Source organism: Variovorax sp. GW821-FHT06D12, from assembly GCF_059419205.1.
Genome location: NZ_JBWKRI010000001.1, coordinates 704505 through 722058 on the forward strand (window position 1 = coordinate 704505; position 17554 = coordinate 722058).

Consider the following 17554-nt stretch of genomic DNA (forward strand, 5'->3'; position numbering starts at 1 on the left):
GCTCAGAGCTTCTCGGTCTCGCCGCTGCGCGGCTGCCACTTCATGAGCCGCTTCTCGATCAGGCCCACGAGCCCGTCGAGCGCCAGCGCAAAGGCCGTGAGCACCACGATACCGGCGAAGACCGTGTTCACGTCGAAGGTGCCCTCGGCCTGCAGGATCAGGTAGCCCACGCCGCGCGCCGAGCCCAGGTACTCCCCCACCACCGCACCGACGAAGGCCAGGCCCACGGAGGTGTGCAGGCTGGAGAACACCCAGCTCGTGGCGCTCGGCAGGTACACCGTGCGCAGCAGCTGCCGCTGGTTGGCGCCCAGCATCTTCGCGTTGGCCAGCACCACCGGGCTCACTTCGCGCACGCCCTGGTAGACGTTGAAGAACACGATGAAGAACACCAGCGTGACGGCCAGCGCCACCTTGCTCCAGATGCCCAGGCCGAACCACAGCGCGAAGATCGGCGCGAGGATCACGCGCGGCATCGAGTTGGCGGCCTTGATGTACGGATCGAGGATCAGGCTCGCCGTGGGCGCCAGCGCCAGCCACAGGCCGCAACCCAGCCCGAGCGCCGTGCCGATGCCGAAGGCCAGCACCGTTTCGAGCAGCGTCGTGCCCAGGTGGCGGTAGATGTCGGCGTTGCCCTTCAGGCCTTCGGGAAACAGCAGGTTCGGCGGCACCTCGAAGGGCAGGAACCAGCTCCAGATGCGCCCCGCCACCACGATCGGCTGGCCGAGGAAGAACGCGATCTGGTCGTTGCGCGAGGCCACATGCCACAGCGCCAGAATCACGGCCAGCAGCGCGAGCTGCCAGAAGCGCGCATGGCGTGCATCGAGGCGCGGCATCATGCGGCCTTCCTCAGTTGCTGCGCGTAGCCCTTGAGCACCTCGTCGCGCAGCACCTCCCAGATCTGGCGGTGCAGCTCCACGAAGCGCGGCTGCGTGCGCACCTCGGCCACGTCGCGCGGGCGCGGCAGGTCGATCACGAACTCGCCGATCGGCCGCGTCGCGGGGCCGGCCGACAGCACCACCACGCGGTCGCTCATCGCAATCGCCTCATCGAGGTCGTGCGTGATGAAGAGCACGGCCTTCTTCTTCGCGCTCCACAGCTCGAGCACTTCGTTTTCCATCAGCTGCCGCGTCTGCACGTCGAGCGCGCTGAAGGGCTCGTCCATGAGGATGATGTCGGGATCGAGCACCAGCGTCTGCGCCAGCGCCACGCGCTTGCGCATGCCGCCCGAGAGCTGGTGCGGGTAGCGGTCGCCGAATCCCGAAAGGCCCACGCGCGAGAGCCAGGCCTCGGCCTGCGCGTGCGCCTCGGCGTCGGGGACGCCGCGGTACTGCAGCCCCACCTTCACGTTGTCGATGGCGCTGCGCCATGGCATCAGCGCCTCGGTCTGGAACATGTAGCCCGCGCGCTTGTTCACGCCCGTGAGCGGCTGGCCGAACACCTTCACCCCGCCCGACGATGGCTCGAGCAAGCCCGCGCCCACGTTCAGCAGCGTCGACTTGCCGCAGCCCGTGGGCCCGACCACCGAGACGAACTCGCCCGCGCCGATGCGCAGCGTGGTGTCGTCCACCGCCGTGTAGCGCTGGCCCGGGTCGTCCTTCGAAAGGAAGGTGCAGCGGATGGAAAGGAGTTCGAGGGCGTAGTCGGACATGGCGCTCCGGAAGAAAAAACCCGGCCGAAGCCGGGTTGCTGAACGTTCGCAATCAGGCTTTGAACCTGTCTTTCGCACGCTTTGCAAAATCGTTGGTGTAGGTCCTGGCGAGGTCGATCTTGTCGGCCTTGACCGAGGTGTCGAAGCTCGCGATGGCGTTGAGTGCCGTCTTCGGCCCTTCGGCCGGCACGAGGCCGTCGGTGGCGATGGACTCGCGCACCTTGTCGAACGACGCGAGGTACAGCGCGCGGTCGCCCAGCAGGTAGGTCTCGGGCACGGTCTTGATGATGTCGCCCGGCCCCGCCGTCTGCAGCCACTTGAGACCGCGCACGATCGCGTTGGCCAGCGCCTGGCAGGTGTTGGGGTGCTTCTGGATGAAGTCGATCGGCGCGTACAGGCATGCCGCGGGCATCGGCCCGCCGAACACCTGCTCGGTGCCCTTGAGCGTGCGCGTGTCGCTGATGATCTTCACGTCGCCCTTCTGCTCCAGCATGGTCATCACCGGGTCGGTGTTGCTGATGGCGTCGATCTGGCCCGAGCGCAGCGCGGTGAGCGCACCGGCCGCCACGCCCACGCCGATGAAGCTCACGTCGCTGGCCTTGAGGCCGCCGCGCGAGAGCACGAGGTTGGCCACCATGTTGGTCGACGAGCCCGGTGCCGAGACGCCGATCTTCTTGCCGCGCAGGTCCTGGATGCCGGTGTAGCCCGCCATGTTCTTCGTCGACACGCCCACCGCGATCTGCGGTGCGCGGCCCTGCAGCACGAAGGCCTGGAAGAACTGGTTCTTGGCCTGCAGGTTGATCGTGTGCTCGTAGGCGCCCGAGCAGACATCGGCCGAGCCACCCACCACCGCTTGCAATGCGCGTGCGCCGCCGGCGAAGTCGGAGATTTCCACTTCGAGCCCTTCGGCCTTGAAGTAGCCGAGCTGCTCGGAGATGGTGAGCGGCAGGTAGTAGAACGCCGCCTTGCCGCCCACCGCGATCGAGACCTTGGTTTTCTCCAGCTTGGCCTGCTGCGCAAAGACCCGCGGCAATGCAATCGCTGCGGCAGCGACTGCGGAGGCGGAGATGAGGGTTCTGCGATGAAGCATGGCGCGGTCCTGCGGGCTCTGTGATTCTGGTGAACTGAATCGAGCTTAGGCGTGCGCCCTGTGGGCCTGCATCGGGGTCATCCCGTGCGGGTTTTCACGTAAGCACGAAGGCCTCCTGGAGAAGCCTTCGCCAAGGCGCTATCGCGCCAGAAAAAGTATCGCGATATTGACCAGGAACGCGAGTGCCCAGACCGCGCTGCGCGCGCTCGGCGCGCCGCGGATGTAGAGCGCGAGATAGATCACCCGCAGCACCACGTAGGCCACCGCGAGCATGTCGAGCCGCGCCTGCGCCACGCCGAGCTGGTGCGCGATGAGCACCGCGCCGATGAAGAACGGCAGGCCTTCGAAGCTGTTGGCCTGCGCGCTGTTGGCGCGTGCGCGCCAGCCGCTTTGCTTGGCGGCCCAGTCGCGCGGATGCATGTTGTCGCGCACGCCGAAGCTGCCCGCCTTCGCGATCCATGCCGCGAGGTACGGCAGGCCGCAGGCGATGAACACGCACCAGTAGGCGACGGTGAGCAAGGAGAAGGTCATGGTGACGACAACAAGGAGGAAGAGCGAACGCGGCCTTGCACAGGCCGCGCGTCAGCGGCGATCGACCAGCGCGTGCGCGATGGTGCCGAGGTCGACGTACTCGAGCTCGCTGCCGGCCGGCACGCCGCGCGCCAGACGCGTCACGGTGAGCCCGTGCTGCTTGAGCGCCTCGCCGATCACGTGCGCCGTGGCCTCGCCTTCGGCGGTGAAGTTGGTCGCGAGGATGACCTCGCTCACCGTGCCGTCGCGTGCGCGGTCGAACAGCTTCTGCAGGCCGATGTCCTTCGGCCCGATGCCGTCGAGCGGACTGAGCTTGCCCATGAGCACGAAGTAGTAGCCGCGAAAGGCGCCCGTGCGTTCGAGCGCGGCCTGGTCGGCCGGCGTCTCGACCACGCACAGCTTGGTGCCGTCGCGCCGCGAGTCCATGCAGACATGGCAGATCGGCGCTTCGGTGAAGGTGTTGCACAGCTCGCAGTGCCGCACCTGGCCTGCCGCCTGCTGCAACGCACGCGCGAGCAGCTGCGCGCCCTCGCGGTCGTGCTGCAGCAGGTGGAACGCCATGCGCGAGGCCGACTTGACGCCGACACCGGGCAACCGGCGCAGCGCATCGACCAGCGCATCGAGCGAACTGGCGTCTGCCATGCGTCGCTTAGAACGGCAGCTTCATGCCGGGCGGGAGACCGGGCATGCCGGCCGTCAGCTTGCCCATCTTCTGCTCGCTGGTTTCTTCAGCCTTGCGCACGGCGGCGTTGAAGGCGGCAGCCACGAGGTCTTCGAGCATGTCCTTGTCGTCGGCCAGCAGGCTGGGGTCGATGGTGATGCGCTTGACGTCGTGCTTGCAGGTCATGACGACCTTGACGAGACCGGCGCCCGACTCGCCTTCGACCTCGATGTGCGCCAGTTCTTCCTGGGCCTTCTTGAGGTTGTCCTGCATTGCCTGCGCCTGCTTCATGAGGCCGGCCAGTTGTCCTTTGTTGAACATCGTTGGTCCTGTCTGTGATGGGTTGGTGATGGAAAGAATACGGTCGAAAAATGCGGCGACTGCGGCGCCGGCTTCAGAGGGGCTTCAGCGATCCGGGCACGATCTTCGCATCGAAGTCGCGCATCAGCATCTGCACCTCGGGGTCGCTGCGGATGGCTTCCTCGGCCACCCGCTGGCGCTCGTCGGCGGCCTGCTTGTTGCGGCGCGCCGGGCTGTCGACCACGCCGCCGATCTCGATGGCCAGCCTCACATTGTGGCCGAGGCCCTGCAGCGCCGCCGTGAGCTTCTCGCGGCTGGACGGCTGGTTGAGGGTTTCGCGCTCGATGCGCAGCATCCACTGGTCGGTGTCGCGCGCCACCAGCTGCGACTGCAGCGCGAGCTCGCGCGCCAGTGCCGCCACGCTTTCGGCGGCAACGAGCTGCATGACCGTGGCATGCCAGAAGTCGCCCTCTTCGCTCGGCGGGATCGGGGTGTAGGTGCTGCGCTGTTCTTCTTCGCGCGGCACGTCGCGCTGGCCAGGTGGTGGCTGCACGCGGATCGGTACGCCGACCACATGGGCTGCGGGGGCGTCGGACGCCTCTTGCGGGGCAGGCCGGGGCATGGGCTGGCGCTGCGGGGCATCGACCACCGCGAGCCGCTGGCCGGCCGGCGCGGGTTGCGCGGGCGGTTGCGAAGGCGCGGCAACGGGTGCCGGATCGGGCACCGAAGGCCGGGAAACCGGGGCGGCTTCGCGCGCGGGAGCCCTCGGCGCGGCGCCGCCGGCGTCATTCAGAGTTTTTTTTTCCGTGGAGGCCGTCGAGGCGGCCGCATGGGAGGGCTTGAAGGCCAGCAGCCGCAGCAGCACCATGGTCAGTGCCGCGTACTCGTCGGGCGCCAGGCCCAGCTCGCCGCGCCCATGCAGGCACAGGCTGTACAGCAGCTGCGTTTCGTCGGCAGGCATCAGCGACGCCAGGCGCGCCGTGTCGGCCGCATCGGGGTCGGTGGCCGCGTCGGCCGATTCGGCGCGCGAGGGCACGGCCTGCAGCACGGCCATGGCCTGCAGCACCGCCGTCATTTCTTCGAGCGTGGACGCGGCGGACATGCCGTCGCGGCGCAGCGCCTCGGAGGTGTCGACCACGGTCTTGCCGTCGCCTTGTGCGAGCGCCTCGATGAGGCGGAAGACATGGCCGCGATCGACGCTGCCGAGCATCTGGCGCACGCCGGTCTCGAGCAACTCGCCGTTGCCGAAGGCGATGGCCTGGTCGGTGAGCGAGAGCGCGTCGCGCATCGAGCCGCGCGCGGCGCGCGCCAGCAGGCGCAGGGCCTGCGGCTCGGCCGGCACCTGCTCGGTCTGCAGCACGCTGGTGAGGTGTTCGAGCACCGTCTCGGGCGCCATCGGCCGCAGGTTGAACTGCAGGCAGCGCGACAGCACCGTGACCGGCACCTTCTGCGGATCGGTCGTGGCCAGCACGAACTTGAGGTACTCGGGCGGCTCCTCGAGCGTCTTGAGCATCGCGTTGAACGCGGTGTTCGTGAGCATGTGCACTTCGTCGATCATGAAGACCTTGAAGCGCCCCTGCACCGGCTTGTAGACCGCCTGTTCGAGCAGCGACTGCACTTCGTCCACGCCGCGGTTCGAGGCCGCATCGAGCTCGGTGTAGTCGACGAAACGACCCGAATCGATGTCCTGGCAGGCTTGGCACACGCCGCAGGGCGTGGCGGTGATGCCGCCCTGCCCGTCCGGGCCCTGGCAGTTGAGCGACTTGGCCAGGATGCGCGACACCGTGGTCTTGCCCACGCCCCGCGTCCCGGTGAACAGATAGGCGTGGTGCAGGCGCTGCGTCGTCAGCGCGTTTTCCAGCGCCTGGACCACATGCCCCTGACCGACCATCTCACCGAAGGTTTTCGGACGGAACTTGCGAGCGAGCACGAGATAAGACATTGCGGGCATTCTAAAAGGCGCGGCGGGGGTCACTTCACGCTTGTTTCCCATCCACCGTCGAAATGATTCACGCCCCGGCCAAGGGGGCAAATCCGCGCGGTTAGAATGCAGGCTGACGGGCCTCCCTGCATGGTGAAGTGGCCAACCGGGTCAGGTGGGGAACCAAGCAGCCCTAACTGCGTAGTCAGTGCCAGGGGTAAGGCTCGTCAACCTAACATCCAGAAGCCGTGAGTTCCTTTCCCAGAGAACTTACGCGCCGTGTCCAGGGGTTACCGGCCCCGGGCGCCTCAAATTCCCAGAACTTCGCGCAGCCATCCATGAACTTGGACATCCGGCCCGCCCGCATCAGCGATCTCGAAACGTTGGTGCGTCTCGACACCGTGGCCGCGCACGATGCGCGCCGCGCGGTGCAGATCCAAGGCTGGATCGAAGATCGCTTCTGCCATGTGATCGAGATGGATGGCGAGATCGCCGCCTACGGCGTGCTGCACCACCACTTCTTCGACTGCGGCTTCATCGAAATGCTGATGGTCGGCGAGCCATTTCGCCACAGGCGGCTCGGCCTGAGGCTCGTCGATCACTTCCAGTCGATCTGCGAACGCCCCAAGCTCTTCACCTCGACGAATCGCTCCAACACGGCGATGCACGCGCTGCTGAAAGAAGCCGGGTTCAGGGAAAGCGGCCACATCGAGAACCTCGATGCGGACGACCCCGAGCAGGTGTTCTTCTGGCCGTGCGCGCGCTCGCACTGAGCGCGCCTTCCGTCAAAGCCCCAGCCGCTGGATCGCGCCGCGCGCCGCAGCCGCGCCGCTGGCCATCGCCGCCGTGAGCAGGTAGCCGCCGGTCGGCGCTTCCCAGTCGAGCATCTCCCCTGCCGCGAACACGCCGGGCAGCGCCGTCGCCATCAGGGCCGGATCGAGCGCATCGAAGCGCACACCGCCCGCGGTGCTGATCGCCTCGTCGACCGGCCGCGTCGCGACCAGCTTCAGTGGCACCGCCTTGATGGTGGCCGCCAGCTGCGCCGGGTCCTGCATCGCTTCCTTGCTCAGTGCTTCGTGCAGCACGCCCGCTTTGATGCCCTCGATGCCGAGACGGCTCTTGAGATGGCTGCTCAGCGAGCGAGCGCCGCGTGGATGCTTCACTGCAGCCAGCACCTGTTCGGCGCTGCGGTCAGGCAGCAGGTCGAGCAGCAGCGTCGCACTGCCGTTCGCTGCAATTTCGTCGCGCAGCAGCGCCGACGCTGCATAGACCAAGCTGCCTTCGATGCCGGTGGCCGTGGCGACGAATTCGCCCTTGCGCGCAAAGTGCCGTCCCTGGCTGTCGGTGAAGGCGATCGCGGCCGACTTGAAGGGCTGCCCCGCGAAGCGGCTTGAAAAGTGTTCGCTCCAGCCGGCGCCATCGAAGCCGCAATTGGCCGGCAGCAGCGGCGCCACCGCCACGCCCTGTGCCTGCAGCCACGGCGCCCACGCGCCGTCGGAGCCCAGGCGCGCCCAGCTCGCGCCGCCCAGGGCCAGCACCACGGCGTCGGCCTTGGCGCTGACCTCGCCTGTCGGCGTCACGAAGCGCAGCGCGTTCGCATCGAAGGCCCCGTCGCCCACCCAGCGATGCCGCATGTGGAACTGCACGCCCGCGGCGCGCAGGCGATGCAGCCAGGCGCGCAGCAAGGGCGCGGCCTTCATGTCGGTCGGGAACACACGACCCGAGGTGCCCACGAAGGTCTCGATGCCCAGTCCGGCCGCCCACTCGCGCGCCTGCTGCGGACCGAAGGCCGCGAGCAGCGGCTCGAGCTGCGCGCGGCGCTCGCCGAAGCGGGTCACGAACACATCGAAAGGCTCGGAGTGCGTGAGGTTGAGGCCGCCGCGGCCGGCCAGCAAAAACTTGCGGCCCACCGAGGGCATCGCGTCGTACACGTGCACCTGCGCGCCGGACGCGCTCAGCACTTCGGCCGCCATCAGGCCGGCAGGTCCGCCGCCGATGACGGCGACGGTAGAAGAAACAGTCATTCGAGATTCACCAGTTCGCCCTGCCCGGTCAGGAACGCGGCGCGCACCGTGGCACCGGGGTAGGCATGTTGCACGGCAGCGCGGTAGCGCTGCATCTGTGCGATCAGGGCCGCGTTCCGTTCGGGGCGCGCGGCCGATTTGTAGTCGAGGATCCACCATGCGCCGGTGGAGCGCTCGCGCACCAGCCGGTCGATGCGCAAGGTATCGCCCTCGTGGACCAGCGTGACTTCATTGCCATGCCAGTCGATGCTGCGATCGTCCCACACCCAGGCACCGGCGCCCGCGCGGATGCGCTGGGCCAGCGCCGCGGCGCCGCGCGCCTGCTGCGGATCGAGCATGAATTCGCGCGCGGCCGCCCGCACATGGGCCGGCGGCAAGGCCTCGCCGGGCACCGCCCACTCGAGCAGCCGGTGCATGGCCTGGCCGAACGCGGCGGCGCGCACGTCGACCGTGGCGTCTTGTGCCTTTTTCTTTTCGGGCGGCGCACCGATTGCAGCCACGAGCGGTGCGGGCAGGCGCTTCATCGCGAAGGTGCCCACCCCGGTCTCGCCGGCGGCGGAGGCCTCGACCAGCGGCTCGTCGGCCTCGGTCGGCTCGCACAGCGGCTCCAGCCGCGCCCACCAGCTGCCCTCGTTGGCGCGCGACGGTTTCACCGACGACAACACCAGCCGCTCGCGCGCCCGCGTGGTCGCCACGTAGAGCCCGTTGAGTTCTTCGCGGTGGCGCGCGCGCTGCTCTTCTTCGAGCAGCGCGGCGGCGCAGGCCGGCGGGGTCTTCTCGCTGGCCAGGAACACGAAGCGCGTGGGCGCGCTGTCGCTGCCCTTCCACTCGACCAGTACGCCCATGGTCTGCGCACGCGGCGGCGGCGCGTCGCAGTCGAGCATCAGCACGGTGTCGGCCTCAAGGCCCTTGGCGCCGTGCACGGTCAGCAGCTGCACGGCCTCGGGCGCGGCCACGGTGGGCGCGCGCACGCCGCCCGCGCGCAAGGCCCGCACCAGGGCATAAGGCGTTGCGAAGCGCGCACCGTCGATGTCGAGCGAAGCGGCGACCAGCCCGCGCAGGTTCGCCAGCGCGCTCTGGCGCAAGGCCGCCGGCACGGCGGCGCCGAACTTCGCGAGCACGTCGCCGTCGTGAAAGATCGCGTCCAGCGCGTCGTGCGGCGGCATCGCCATCAACCAGCGCTGCCAGCGGCGCAGCTGCACGCCCGCCTCGGTCAGCACGGGCGGCAGGCCTTCGCCCTTCTGGATCAGAGAGAACCAACTGGCCACCGGCGTCTCGCGCTGGCAGCGCGCCAGCTGCACCAGCGTGTCGTCGTCGATGCCGAACAGCGGCGACTTGAGCGCGCGCGCCAGCGACAGGTCATGCGCGGGCGACACCAGCGCGTCGAGCAGCGCGACCACGTCCTGCACCTCGGGCGCGTCGTTCAGGTCGTTCTTCTCGGGCTGCTGCACGGGAATGTGGCGGCGGCGCAGCGCATCCTGCATGGCCGACAAGCGGCTGCGGCGGCGCGCCAGCACCATGATCTGGCGCGGCGGCGTGCCGTCGGCGATGCGCTGCGCGACCCAGCGCGCAGCCTGCTCGCATTCCTTCTGCAGCAGCTGTTCTTCGGGCAGCACGCGCGGCGTGACGAGGCTGTCGCGCCAGTGCAGCATGCCGTCGTCGGCCGGCGCGGCGGCCACCGTGGTGTCGAGCGCGTCGCGGTCGATGGCGAGCAGCTTCAGCAGCTCGCCGTCGTCGCCGCGCTCGGTGGTGTGGGCGCGGTAGCCGTCGAACTCGCCGGCCGCCTGCGCGGCCAGCATCGCGCTGTTGACGAGGCCGACCACGGCGCGCGCGTTGCGGTGCGTGTGGTCGCAGTTGAGCAGTTCGCCGCCGAGCCCTTCGCGCACGAACTTCTTGGCCGCGATGAACACCTGCGGCTCGGCGCGGCGGAAGCGGTAGATGCTCTGCTTGGGGTCGCCCACGATGAACACGCGCGGCGCGCTGCCGCCCGCACCCGTGTAGGCGCTGAGCCAGCCGTAGAGCGCTTGCCACTGCAGCGGGTTGGTGTCCTGGAACTCGTCGATCAGCAGGTGCGCGACGCGCGCGTCGAGCCGCTCCTGCACCCAGCCCGACAGCGCGGACTGGCCCAGGAGCAACTGCGCGGCCTGTTCGACGTCGTTCATGTCGACCCAACCATGGGCGCGCTTGACCTCGCCGAAGGCAGTGATCAGCAGGCGCGTGAGCCGCGTCATGCGCTGCTGGTAGAGCCAGGCCGCGTGCTGGGCCTGCGCGGCGCACAGCAGCTGCAGTTCGGTCTCGGCCTCTTGCGCGGCGGGGAATTTCTGCAGGTTCTTGGTGAGCCGGTCTTCGCTGGCGACGAAGAAGGTCTTGCGCAGCACGGCGAGCGCGTCGGCCAGCGCCTCAGGCGCGGGCTCGCCCGTGCCGAACACGTCGATGATGGCTTCGGCCGCCTTCTGCGGTGTCTTGTTGGCCTCGCGGCCGAGGGCGGCGGCGCGGTCGAGCCAGCGGCGGCGCACGGCCTCGCCGCGCAGCGCGTCGGTCGGCACCTCCAGCCCCTGCAGGGCCGGGTACAGCACGTCGAACGGCGTCACGGCATCCTGCGGATCGGACAGCGAGAACTCGACCCGCTTCGACAGCGCCTCGCCCAGCGCCTTGGCCGTCTGCGAGCGCCCGTGGGTGGCGACGACGGCGTAGTAGTCGGACAGCGCGCGCGCATCGCCGGTCACGGCCTCGAAGAACGGACGCCAGGTGTGGTTGCGCGCCTCCGCATCGTCTTCGAGCAGTTCGTAGTTCGCGGGCAGCCCCAGCTCGCGCAGCACGGCGAGCGGCGCATTGCGCAGCAGGCCCGCGAACCACGCGTGGAAGGTGCGGAACTGCACCGGGCGCCCGCCTTCGAGCAGCCGCCGGTACAGCCCCTGCAGGCGCGGCACGGCCGCCTGCGCGGCCTCCGGCGTCATGCCGCGCATCACGAGTTCGCGCTGCGAAGCGGCGGGATCGAGTTCGGCGAACAGCGCGAGCCATTGGTCGAGCCGCTCGCGCATTTCGCCGGCTGCCTTCTTGGTGAAGGTGATGGCCAGGATCTCGTGCGGCTCGCAGGCGGAATCGCCCTCTTCGAGCAGCGCGCGCACGATGCGCGAGACCAGCATCCAGGTCTTGCCGGCGCCCGCGCAGGCCTCGACCGCGACCGAGCGCCGCGGATCGCAGGCGACGGTGTAGAAGGCCTCGCGCGCGACGTGCCGGCCGTTGTGTTCGTAGGCAGCGCCGTTCATGGCGTGACCTCCCAGAAATCCTTGCGGCACAGGCCGCGCGCGGCGCAGAAATCACAGACGCTGCCCTCGCCCAGCGGCGGCAGCGGCGCGCCCTGCGCGATGCGCGCGAAGTCGTCGATGATGCCGGCGACCAGCGCATCGCGCGCCTCGACCACGGCGGGCTGCTCGACGGTCTGCGTGCCGGACGACTTCTCGCCCACGTTGACGTAGGCCGCGCGCAAGGTGTCGTCGGCCACCAGCGCGGCGTAGAAGGCGAGCTGCGTGTCCTCGGTCGGGTCTTTCACCCGCTCCTTGGTGACGGAGGCGGTCTCGGTCTTGTAGTCGATCACGAAGGGCTGGCCGTCGGCTGTGCGGTCAACGCGGTCGAGCCGGCCGACCAGCCGCAGGGTGCCCAGGGGCTGTTCTTTCCAAGGCTCGGCCTCGACGAAGACCGCCCCGTCCGCTTCATGTTTCGCGAGCCAGTCGAGATAGCCGTCGCGCACCGCCGGCCACGCGGCGGCGAACGGCAGGAACTCGGCGTCGGAGTAGCCGAGCGTCTGCGTCACATCGCGCGCGGTGTCGGCCAGCAGCGTGGCGCGCGCTTGCGCATCGCTTGTCGGCGCGTCGCGCAAGGTCTCGTGGAACTGGCCGAGCACCGCGTGCAGCCAGTTGCCGAAGTCGCGCTTGTCGACCTCGGCATCGAGCTCGTCGGCGGTGCGCAGGCCCAGCTGGCGCAGCGCGAAGAAGCGATAGGGACAGCGGCGCAGGTCTTCGTAGACGCTGGTCGACACATTGGTGAGCGGCAGCAGCGCGCCCGAGGGCGTGGGCCGCAGGGTCGGTGTGACGGCGACGTCGCGCGGCGTGCGCGGATCGACGCCCGGCTGCAGCGCGTGGGCGAGTTGCAGGGCCTGCACCAGCGGGCTCGGCCGCACGGGCTCGCCGCTGGCGTCGGAATGGCGCCAGACCAGGTCGCAGTTCGGGTTGCGCGTGGCCATGGCCCAGGCCGCGCGCTGCGCGGTCTCCAGCACCTCGCGCGAGGCCAGCCCCAGGTCGAGGCGCTGCGCCGCACTCCAGTTGCCCGGCGGCTCGGGCGACGCGGGCATGCGGCGGTCGTCGCAGCCGGGAATGACGACCGCGCCGAAGACGCGGCCCAGCAACTGGTTCATCGGCAGCACGGAGACCTTGGGCGCCTCGTCGCCGGCGGGCGGTACGAAGCTGGCGTCTTCGAGCACGTCGCGCGCCCAGGCCGTGAACTCGGCCAGGCTGTGGCGCCCGCCGGGGAACTCGTCTTCCTCGCCATGCGCGTCAGCATCGAGCCAGAGGGCGGCGATCACCTTGGCGCCCGCGAAGTCGGCGGCGAGCGCGTCCCACTGCTCGCCGGCCGTCAACAGCTCGCGCAGCGCGCGGTGCCACTCGGCCAGGGAGCGCGCGCGCGCCATCGGGGCGCGGCGGGTTTCGATGGTGACGGTGAACGTGCGCAGGCTTTCGTCCTGCGGCTTGTCGCTGCGCGCGATCAACGCGCACCAGGCCTGCCAGTCGCGCACGCCTTCGCGTCGCAGGCGCATTTCGAGCGACTGCACGGCGAACCCATCGACCTCGGCGCCGCTCTTGAGCCATTCGAGGACCTGGTCGGTGGCTGCGTCGTGCGCGCAAGCGCGCAAGGCACTCATCAGCGTGGCGGCGGCGCGCGTGGTGGACAGCTTCCAGCCGGTTTCGTCGTGCGTGACGATGCCCTGCGTGCTCAGTTGGGCGCTGATGCGGCGGGTGAGCGCGCGATCGGTGGCCACGAGCGCAACCGGCGCGCGGCCCTCGGCCAGGTGCTGCAGCACGCAGGCGGCGGCCAGTTGGGCCTCGTCTTCGGGGTCGAGCGCCACGTGCGCGTGGGCCGCAGACGGCGGGGCATCGGCGGGCACGAGCGGAATGCGGATCGCGCGGTCGCCCCACAGCGCGCACAGGGCCTGCGTGAGCGGATCGGTCTGGAAGCCTTCAAGCACGATCAGCGCATCGACCTGGGTGCGCGCCGCGTCGCGCAGCAGCACGTCGGTCGCGTAGCCCGAGTTCGCGGCCCAGGCCACGGCGACACGGATCAGCGCGCTCTCGATGCGGAACCACTCCGACTCGCTGCCGGCATCGGCCACCTTGGACGCCCCTTGGGCCCAGTCGCTGCCGCGCACGTCAGGCGCCACGGCGGATGCCAGCGGCGCCAGCTGGTAGGCCAGCTCGACCACGCGCCCCGCGAGCGCGAAGCGTTCGGCCTGGAAGCCCGACTGTGCGAGCAGGCCCTGCGCCGTGACCAGGTCGCGCGCCATGTCGAAGGCAATGTCGTAGCCGGACGGCAGGAAACCTCCCGCGCTGCGCGCCCAGTTGTGCGTGGTCTCGAAGCGCGGCACGAAGCCCGGGCTGCCACAGCGCGCCCACATGCCGCGCGCAACCGCCATCAGCTGCGCGTACGGCACCAGCACCACGGTGCGCGCCGCATGCAGCTGGCGCTCATCGAGCGCGCACACGATCCGTGCGACGACGCCGTCGGCGGGATCGCACCACAGGGCCTGGACGGGGTGGCCTTCGTTCATGTTCTATCGAGGGGGTTGAGGGGGTCGGCGGCAGGGCCGCAAAGGGCTTTGGCTATCGCCGCCATAGCCGGGCCGCATGGCACGTCACCCCTTGGTTTCTGTCACAATGACCAGCACTTTAGCTGCACCGAAACTCTCTCTGCGCACAAGGACACATCACATGGCCAGCGAACTGATCAAACACATCTCCGATTCTTCCTTCGAGGCCGACGTGCTCAAGTCCAGCCAACCGGTTCTGGTCGACTACTGGGCCGAATGGTGCGGTCCCTGCAAGATGATCGCCCCGATCCTGGACGAAGTCTCGGCCACTTACGAAGGCAAGCTGCAGATCGCCAAGCTCAACGTCGACGAGAACCGCGACATCCCCGCCAAGTTCGGCATTCGCGGCATCCCCACGCTGATGCTGTTCAAGGACGGCCAGCTGGCCGCCACCAAGGTCGGCGCCATGAGCAAGGCGCAACTCACGGCCTTCATCGACCAGCAACTCGCCTGATGCATTTCTTCCGGCCAGCGCGCAATGCGTTGGCCGGGGCGATTTTCCTGTCATAATCGCCCTCAGTTCACCGGGCCTTTCATCAGGCAACCGGTTCGAGTTCCCCGGTTCGTGAGGCAGTTCTTGCCCCACATCAAACCTCCCCCCGTTCCCGATTCGATTACCCCTCCAGGGGTCGTTCCATGCACTTAAACGAACTCAAGGCACTCCACGTGTCTGAAGTCTTCAAGCAGGCTGAGGCGCTTGAGATCGAAAACATCGGCCGCATGCGCAAGCAAGAGCTGATGTTCGCGATCATCAAGAAGCGCGCCAAGGCCGGCGAACAGGTCTTCGCCGACGGTGTGCTCGAAATCCTGCCCGACGGCTTCGGCTTCCTGCGCAGCCCCGACACCAGCTTCACGGCCAGCACCGACGACATCTACATCTCGCCCAGCCAGGTGCGGCGCTTCAACCTGCACACCGGCGACATGATCGAAGGTGAAGTGCGCACGCCCAAGGACGGCGAGCGCTACTTCGCACTGACCAAGCTGGACAAGGTCAACGACGGCGCACCCGAAGCCAACAAGCACAAGGTGATGTTCGAGAACCTGACGCCGCTGTTCCCCAAGGAACAGATGAAGCTGGAACGCGAAGGCGTCAAGGGCGAAGAGAACCTCACCGGCCGCATCATCGACATCATCGCCCCCATCGGCAAAGGCCAGCGCGCCCTGCTCGTGGCGCCGCCCAAGAGCGGCAAGACGGTGATGATGCAGCACATCGCCCACGCGATCAGCGCCAACTACCCCGACGTCCACATGATGGTGCTGCTCGTGGACGAGCGCCCTGAAGAAGTGACCGAAATGCAGCGCACGGTGAAGGGCGAAGTCATTGCTTCGACCTTCGACGAGCCCGCAGCGCGCCACGTGCACGTCGCCGAAATGGTGATCGAGCGCGCCAAGCGCCTGGTCGAACTCAAAAAGGACGTGGTGATCCTGCTGGACTCGATCACCCGCTTGGCCCGCGCCTACAACAACGTCGTGCCCTCGTCGGGCAAGGTGCTGACCGGCGGTGTCGATTCCAACGCGCTGCAGCGTCCCAAGCGCTTCCTGGGCGCCGCGCGCAACGTGGAAGAAGGCGGCTCGCTGACCATCATCGGCACCGCGCTGATCGACACCGGCAGCCGCATGGACGAAGTGATCTTCGAAGAGTTCAAGGGCACCGGCAACTCCGAAATCCACCTGGACCGCCGCCTGTACGAAAAGCGCGTGTTCCCCTCGATCCAGCTCAATCGCAGCGGCACGCGCCGCGAAGAACTGCTGCTGGCCCCCGAGATCCTGCAGAAGACCCGCATCCTGCGTCAGCTCATGTACAACATGGACGAGATCGAGTCGATGGAGCTGATGCTCAAGAACATGAAGGCGACCAAGACCAATGTCGAGTTCTTCGACATGATGCGTCGCGGCGGCTGAGCTTCAGGCTCTTCCGCAAAAGCGCGTTGGCCCTCACGGGTCAACGCGCTTTTTTCATGGGCGCTCGATGCGGATGGTGCGGCCTTCGGCGGCGCTCTGGCGGCCGATGTCGAGCAGTTCCATCAGTGCGACGGCCTGCGCGGGCGGAACGGGATTGGGCCCCTTGCCGAGAATCGCATCGCGGACCGCGGCGTAGTAGTCGGCGTAGTTGCCGGCCTGCGTCGGCACCGCGCGAAAGTGCGGTGCGCCGTCGCTGCCCGTCAGCGTGAGTTCGCCATCGAGTGGATCGGCGCCCCACCCTTCGGCCGGCGGTCGCTGGCCGGCGCGCAGCGCGTCTTCCTGCGTGTCCACGCCGTGCTTGACGTAGCTCCCGCGCGTGCCGTGCACGATGTAGCGCGGCGCCGCATGGGCCGCGAGCGTCGTGGCGTGCAGCACCACGCGCAAAGGCGCATGAGGGCCGCTCTCGTAGCGCAGCACGGCATGGAAATAGTCTTCGACCAGCGCGCCGTCGCGCAAAGCGGCCGTGTCGAGCTGCAGCGTGTCGGGCCGGCCGAAAAGCTGCACGGCCTGATCGAGCAGGTGCGAACCCAGGTCCACCCACAGGCCCGCGCCTGGCACGGGCTGCTCCCGCCAGCGCTCGCGAACCTCGGGACGGAAGCGGTCGAAATGCGACTCCAAGTAGACCGGACGCCCCAGGTCGCCAGACGCCAGGACCTGCTGAAGCGTCAGGAAATCGGCGTCGAAACGCCGGTTCTGGTAGACCGAGAGCACGCAATTGTTGCGATCTGACAACAACTCGAGCTCTCGCGCTTCGGCCACGTCGAGCGTGAAAGGCTTGTCGACGACCACGTGCTTGCCGGCCTCCAGCGCCGCTTTGGCCACGGGATGGTGCTGGGCATTGGGCGTCGCCACCACCACGAGGTCGATGTCCGCCCGGGCCACCAGCGCCGCCACGTCGGGCACCACGGCCACGCCGGGCCAGTCGGCGTGCACCTTGTGCGGCTGCGAGCTCGCCACGGCCGCCAGTTCGAGCCCCGGAACGGCCGAAAGCACCGGCGCATGGAAGGTCTGGCCGGCGAAACCGTAGCCGACAAGGCCGGCGCGAAGGGGTGTAGAAGTCATGGGAGGGCCCGGTTTGCTCGCAATTGGGGCAGTATGCGATAATCATGGGCTCCGCGAAAAGTGCGGCTGGGCACGTCGCCCGGCTTCCTTGGCCTTCACTTCACGTCAAGACCTCAGGGCGGCGCGCCAGATTGCTGGCACGCTGGTGGCTCTCGCATCGACCGCGCATTGATTCCAACAGCGCAAAAGGAAACACCATGGCAAAAGAAGGCATCCACCCGAATTACCGCGAAGTTCTGTTCGTCGACATGTCGAACGGCTTCAAGTTCGTGACCCGTTCGTGCGCGAACACCAAGGAAATGGGCAAGACCGACGACGGCCGCGAGCTGCCCCTGTTCAAGCTCGACACCACGAGCGAATCGCACCCCTTCTACACCGGCACGCAAAAGTCGGTGGACAACATGGGTGGTCGCGTCGAGAAGTTCCGCAACCGCTTCGGCAAGACCGCTGCCAAGTAATCAGGCACGCGCTCTGGCGTCGAGGGCAGCCCGGTTT

The 17554-nt window shown here is 68.4% G+C and carries 15 protein-coding genes and 1 other RNA gene; 5 read left to right on the forward strand and 11 right to left on the reverse strand.

What is annotated here, in order from left to right:
- Positions 1 to 2: 2 nt before the first annotated feature.
- From AC07SQ_RS03310 to dnaX, 7 genes are all read right to left on the reverse strand, one after another.
- Positions 3 to 836, reverse strand: coding sequence for an ABC transporter permease (locus AC07SQ_RS03310; protein ID WP_095950228.1), 834 nt, complete (start codon positions 834 to 836; stop codon positions 3 to 5).
- Positions 833 to 1648, reverse strand: a complete 816-nt coding sequence (locus AC07SQ_RS03315; protein WP_095745549.1) for an ABC transporter ATP-binding protein — start codon at positions 1646 to 1648, stop codon at positions 833 to 835. Before AC07SQ_RS03315 ends, AC07SQ_RS03310 begins: the two co-directional genes overlap by 4 nt.
- Positions 1649 to 1700: 52 nt before the next feature.
- The gene (locus AC07SQ_RS03320) at positions 1701 to 2738 is read right to left on the reverse strand and encodes an ABC transporter substrate-binding protein (protein WP_159271585.1); all 1038 of its coding nucleotides are present in this window, start codon (positions 2736 to 2738) and stop codon (positions 1701 to 1703) included.
- A 138-nt stretch (positions 2739 to 2876) separates the two neighbouring features.
- Positions 2877 to 3269: an MAPEG family protein gene (locus AC07SQ_RS03325; RefSeq protein WP_062473118.1), complete on the reverse strand. Its 393-nt coding sequence runs from the start codon at positions 3267 to 3269 to the stop codon at positions 2877 to 2879.
- Positions 3270 to 3320: 51 nt separating this feature from the next.
- Entirely contained in the window at positions 3321 to 3911 is a 591-nt protein-coding gene (recR, locus tag AC07SQ_RS03330) for a recombination mediator RecR (RefSeq protein WP_062473120.1), read from the reverse strand.
- Positions 3912 to 3918: 7 nt separating this feature from the next.
- Positions 3919 to 4251: a YbaB/EbfC family nucleoid-associated protein gene (locus AC07SQ_RS03335; protein WP_007836669.1), complete on the reverse strand. Its 333-nt coding sequence runs from the start codon at positions 4249 to 4251 to the stop codon at positions 3919 to 3921.
- A 73-nt stretch (positions 4252 to 4324) separates the two neighbouring features.
- On the reverse strand, positions 4325 to 6172 hold the full coding sequence (dnaX, locus tag AC07SQ_RS03340) for a DNA polymerase III subunit gamma/tau (protein ID WP_495270735.1): 1848 nt from the start codon (positions 6170 to 6172) through the stop codon (positions 4325 to 4327).
- A 114-nt stretch (positions 6173 to 6286) separates the two neighbouring features.
- Between dnaX and ffs the strand changes: the two genes are divergently transcribed.
- Both ffs and AC07SQ_RS03350 read left to right on the forward strand, forming a co-directional pair.
- Positions 6287 to 6383, forward strand: an RNA gene (gene ffs, locus AC07SQ_RS03345) — signal recognition particle sRNA small type.
- Between the two features lie 106 nt (positions 6384 to 6489).
- A complete protein-coding gene (locus tag AC07SQ_RS03350; protein ID WP_495270734.1) occupies positions 6490 to 6924 on the forward strand; it encodes a GNAT family N-acetyltransferase in 435 nt (144 codons plus the stop codon).
- Positions 6925 to 6936: 12 nt separating this feature from the next.
- Here AC07SQ_RS03350 and AC07SQ_RS03355 read toward each other — a convergent pair whose 3' ends face one another.
- From AC07SQ_RS03355 to AC07SQ_RS03365, 3 genes are read right to left on the reverse strand one after another with little or no spacing between them, the layout of a single operon-like run.
- Positions 6937 to 8175, reverse strand: a complete 1239-nt coding sequence (locus AC07SQ_RS03355; protein ID WP_495270733.1) for a TIGR03862 family flavoprotein — start codon at positions 8173 to 8175, stop codon at positions 6937 to 6939.
- Positions 8172 to 11444 carry a UvrD-helicase domain-containing protein gene (locus tag AC07SQ_RS03360; protein ID WP_495270732.1) on the reverse strand — a complete coding sequence of 1091 codons (3273 nt, stop codon included), beginning with the start codon at positions 11442 to 11444 and terminating at the stop codon, positions 8172 to 8174. The genes AC07SQ_RS03355 and AC07SQ_RS03360 overlap by 4 nt, the downstream gene beginning before the upstream one ends.
- On the reverse strand, positions 11441 to 13996 hold the full coding sequence (locus AC07SQ_RS03365) for a PD-(D/E)XK nuclease family protein (protein WP_495270731.1): 2556 nt from the start codon (positions 13994 to 13996) through the stop codon (positions 11441 to 11443). The genes AC07SQ_RS03360 and AC07SQ_RS03365 overlap by 4 nt, the downstream gene beginning before the upstream one ends.
- Positions 13997 to 14156: 160 nt before the next feature.
- Here AC07SQ_RS03365 and trxA point away from each other — a divergent pair, with 160 nt between their 5' ends.
- Together trxA and rho are read left to right on the forward strand one after the other, a co-directional pair.
- Positions 14157 to 14489, forward strand: a complete 333-nt coding sequence (trxA, locus tag AC07SQ_RS03370; protein ID WP_042578306.1) for a thioredoxin TrxA — start codon at positions 14157 to 14159, stop codon at positions 14487 to 14489.
- A gap of 182 nt (positions 14490 to 14671) precedes the next feature.
- A complete protein-coding gene (gene rho / locus AC07SQ_RS03375; RefSeq protein ID WP_062473130.1) occupies positions 14672 to 15937 on the forward strand; it encodes a transcription termination factor Rho in 1266 nt (421 codons plus the stop codon).
- A gap of 54 nt (positions 15938 to 15991) precedes the next feature.
- Here the strand turns inward: rho and AC07SQ_RS03380 are convergent, their stop codons facing one another.
- On the reverse strand, positions 15992 to 17059 hold the full coding sequence (locus tag AC07SQ_RS03380) for an oxidoreductase (protein WP_495270730.1): 1068 nt from the start codon (positions 17057 to 17059) through the stop codon (positions 15992 to 15994).
- A 197-nt stretch (positions 17060 to 17256) separates the two neighbouring features.
- Between AC07SQ_RS03380 and AC07SQ_RS03385 the strand changes: the two genes are divergently transcribed.
- A complete protein-coding gene (locus AC07SQ_RS03385; RefSeq protein ID WP_056580149.1) occupies positions 17257 to 17517 on the forward strand; it encodes a type B 50S ribosomal protein L31 in 261 nt (86 codons plus the stop codon).
- Positions 17518 to 17554: the final 37 nt, after the last annotated feature.

Bases quoted from the DNA above. Each gene is read 5' to 3' on its own strand.
- AC07SQ_RS03310 (WP_095950228.1), bottom strand. From the start codon at position 836: ATGATGCCGCGCCTCGATGCACGCCATGCGCGCTTCTGGCAGCTCGCG.
- AC07SQ_RS03315 (WP_095745549.1), bottom strand. From the start codon at position 1,648: ATGTCCGACTACGCCCTCGAACTCCTTTCCATCCGCTGCACCTTCCTT.
- AC07SQ_RS03320 (WP_159271585.1), bottom strand. From the start codon at position 2,738: ATGCTTCATCGCAGAACCCTCATCTCCGCCTCCGCAGTCGCTGCCGCA.
- AC07SQ_RS03325 (WP_062473118.1), bottom strand. From the start codon at position 3,269: ATGACCTTCTCCTTGCTCACCGTCGCCTACTGGTGCGTGTTCATCGCC.
- recR (WP_062473120.1), bottom strand. From the start codon at position 3,911: ATGGCAGACGCCAGTTCGCTCGATGCGCTGGTCGATGCGCTGCGCCGG.
- AC07SQ_RS03335 (WP_007836669.1), bottom strand. From the start codon at position 4,251: ATGTTCAACAAAGGACAACTGGCCGGCCTCATGAAGCAGGCGCAGGCA.
- dnaX (WP_495270735.1), bottom strand. From the start codon at position 6,172: ATGTCTTATCTCGTGCTCGCTCGCAAGTTCCGTCCGAAAACCTTCGGT.
- AC07SQ_RS03350 (WP_495270734.1), top strand. From the start codon at position 6,490: ATGAACTTGGACATCCGGCCCGCCCGCATCAGCGATCTCGAAACGTTG.
- AC07SQ_RS03355 (WP_495270733.1), bottom strand. From the start codon at position 8,175: ATGACTGTTTCTTCTACCGTCGCCGTCATCGGCGGCGGACCTGCCGGC.
- AC07SQ_RS03360 (WP_495270732.1), bottom strand. From the start codon at position 11,444: ATGAACGGCGCTGCCTACGAACACAACGGCCGGCACGTCGCGCGCGAG.
- AC07SQ_RS03365 (WP_495270731.1), bottom strand. From the start codon at position 13,996: ATGAACGAAGGCCACCCCGTCCAGGCCCTGTGGTGCGATCCCGCCGAC.
- trxA (WP_042578306.1), top strand. From the start codon at position 14,157: ATGGCCAGCGAACTGATCAAACACATCTCCGATTCTTCCTTCGAGGCC.
- rho (WP_062473130.1), top strand. From the start codon at position 14,672: ATGCACTTAAACGAACTCAAGGCACTCCACGTGTCTGAAGTCTTCAAG.
- AC07SQ_RS03380 (WP_495270730.1), bottom strand. From the start codon at position 17,059: ATGACTTCTACACCCCTTCGCGCCGGCCTTGTCGGCTACGGTTTCGCC.
- AC07SQ_RS03385 (WP_056580149.1), top strand. From the start codon at position 17,257: ATGGCAAAAGAAGGCATCCACCCGAATTACCGCGAAGTTCTGTTCGTC.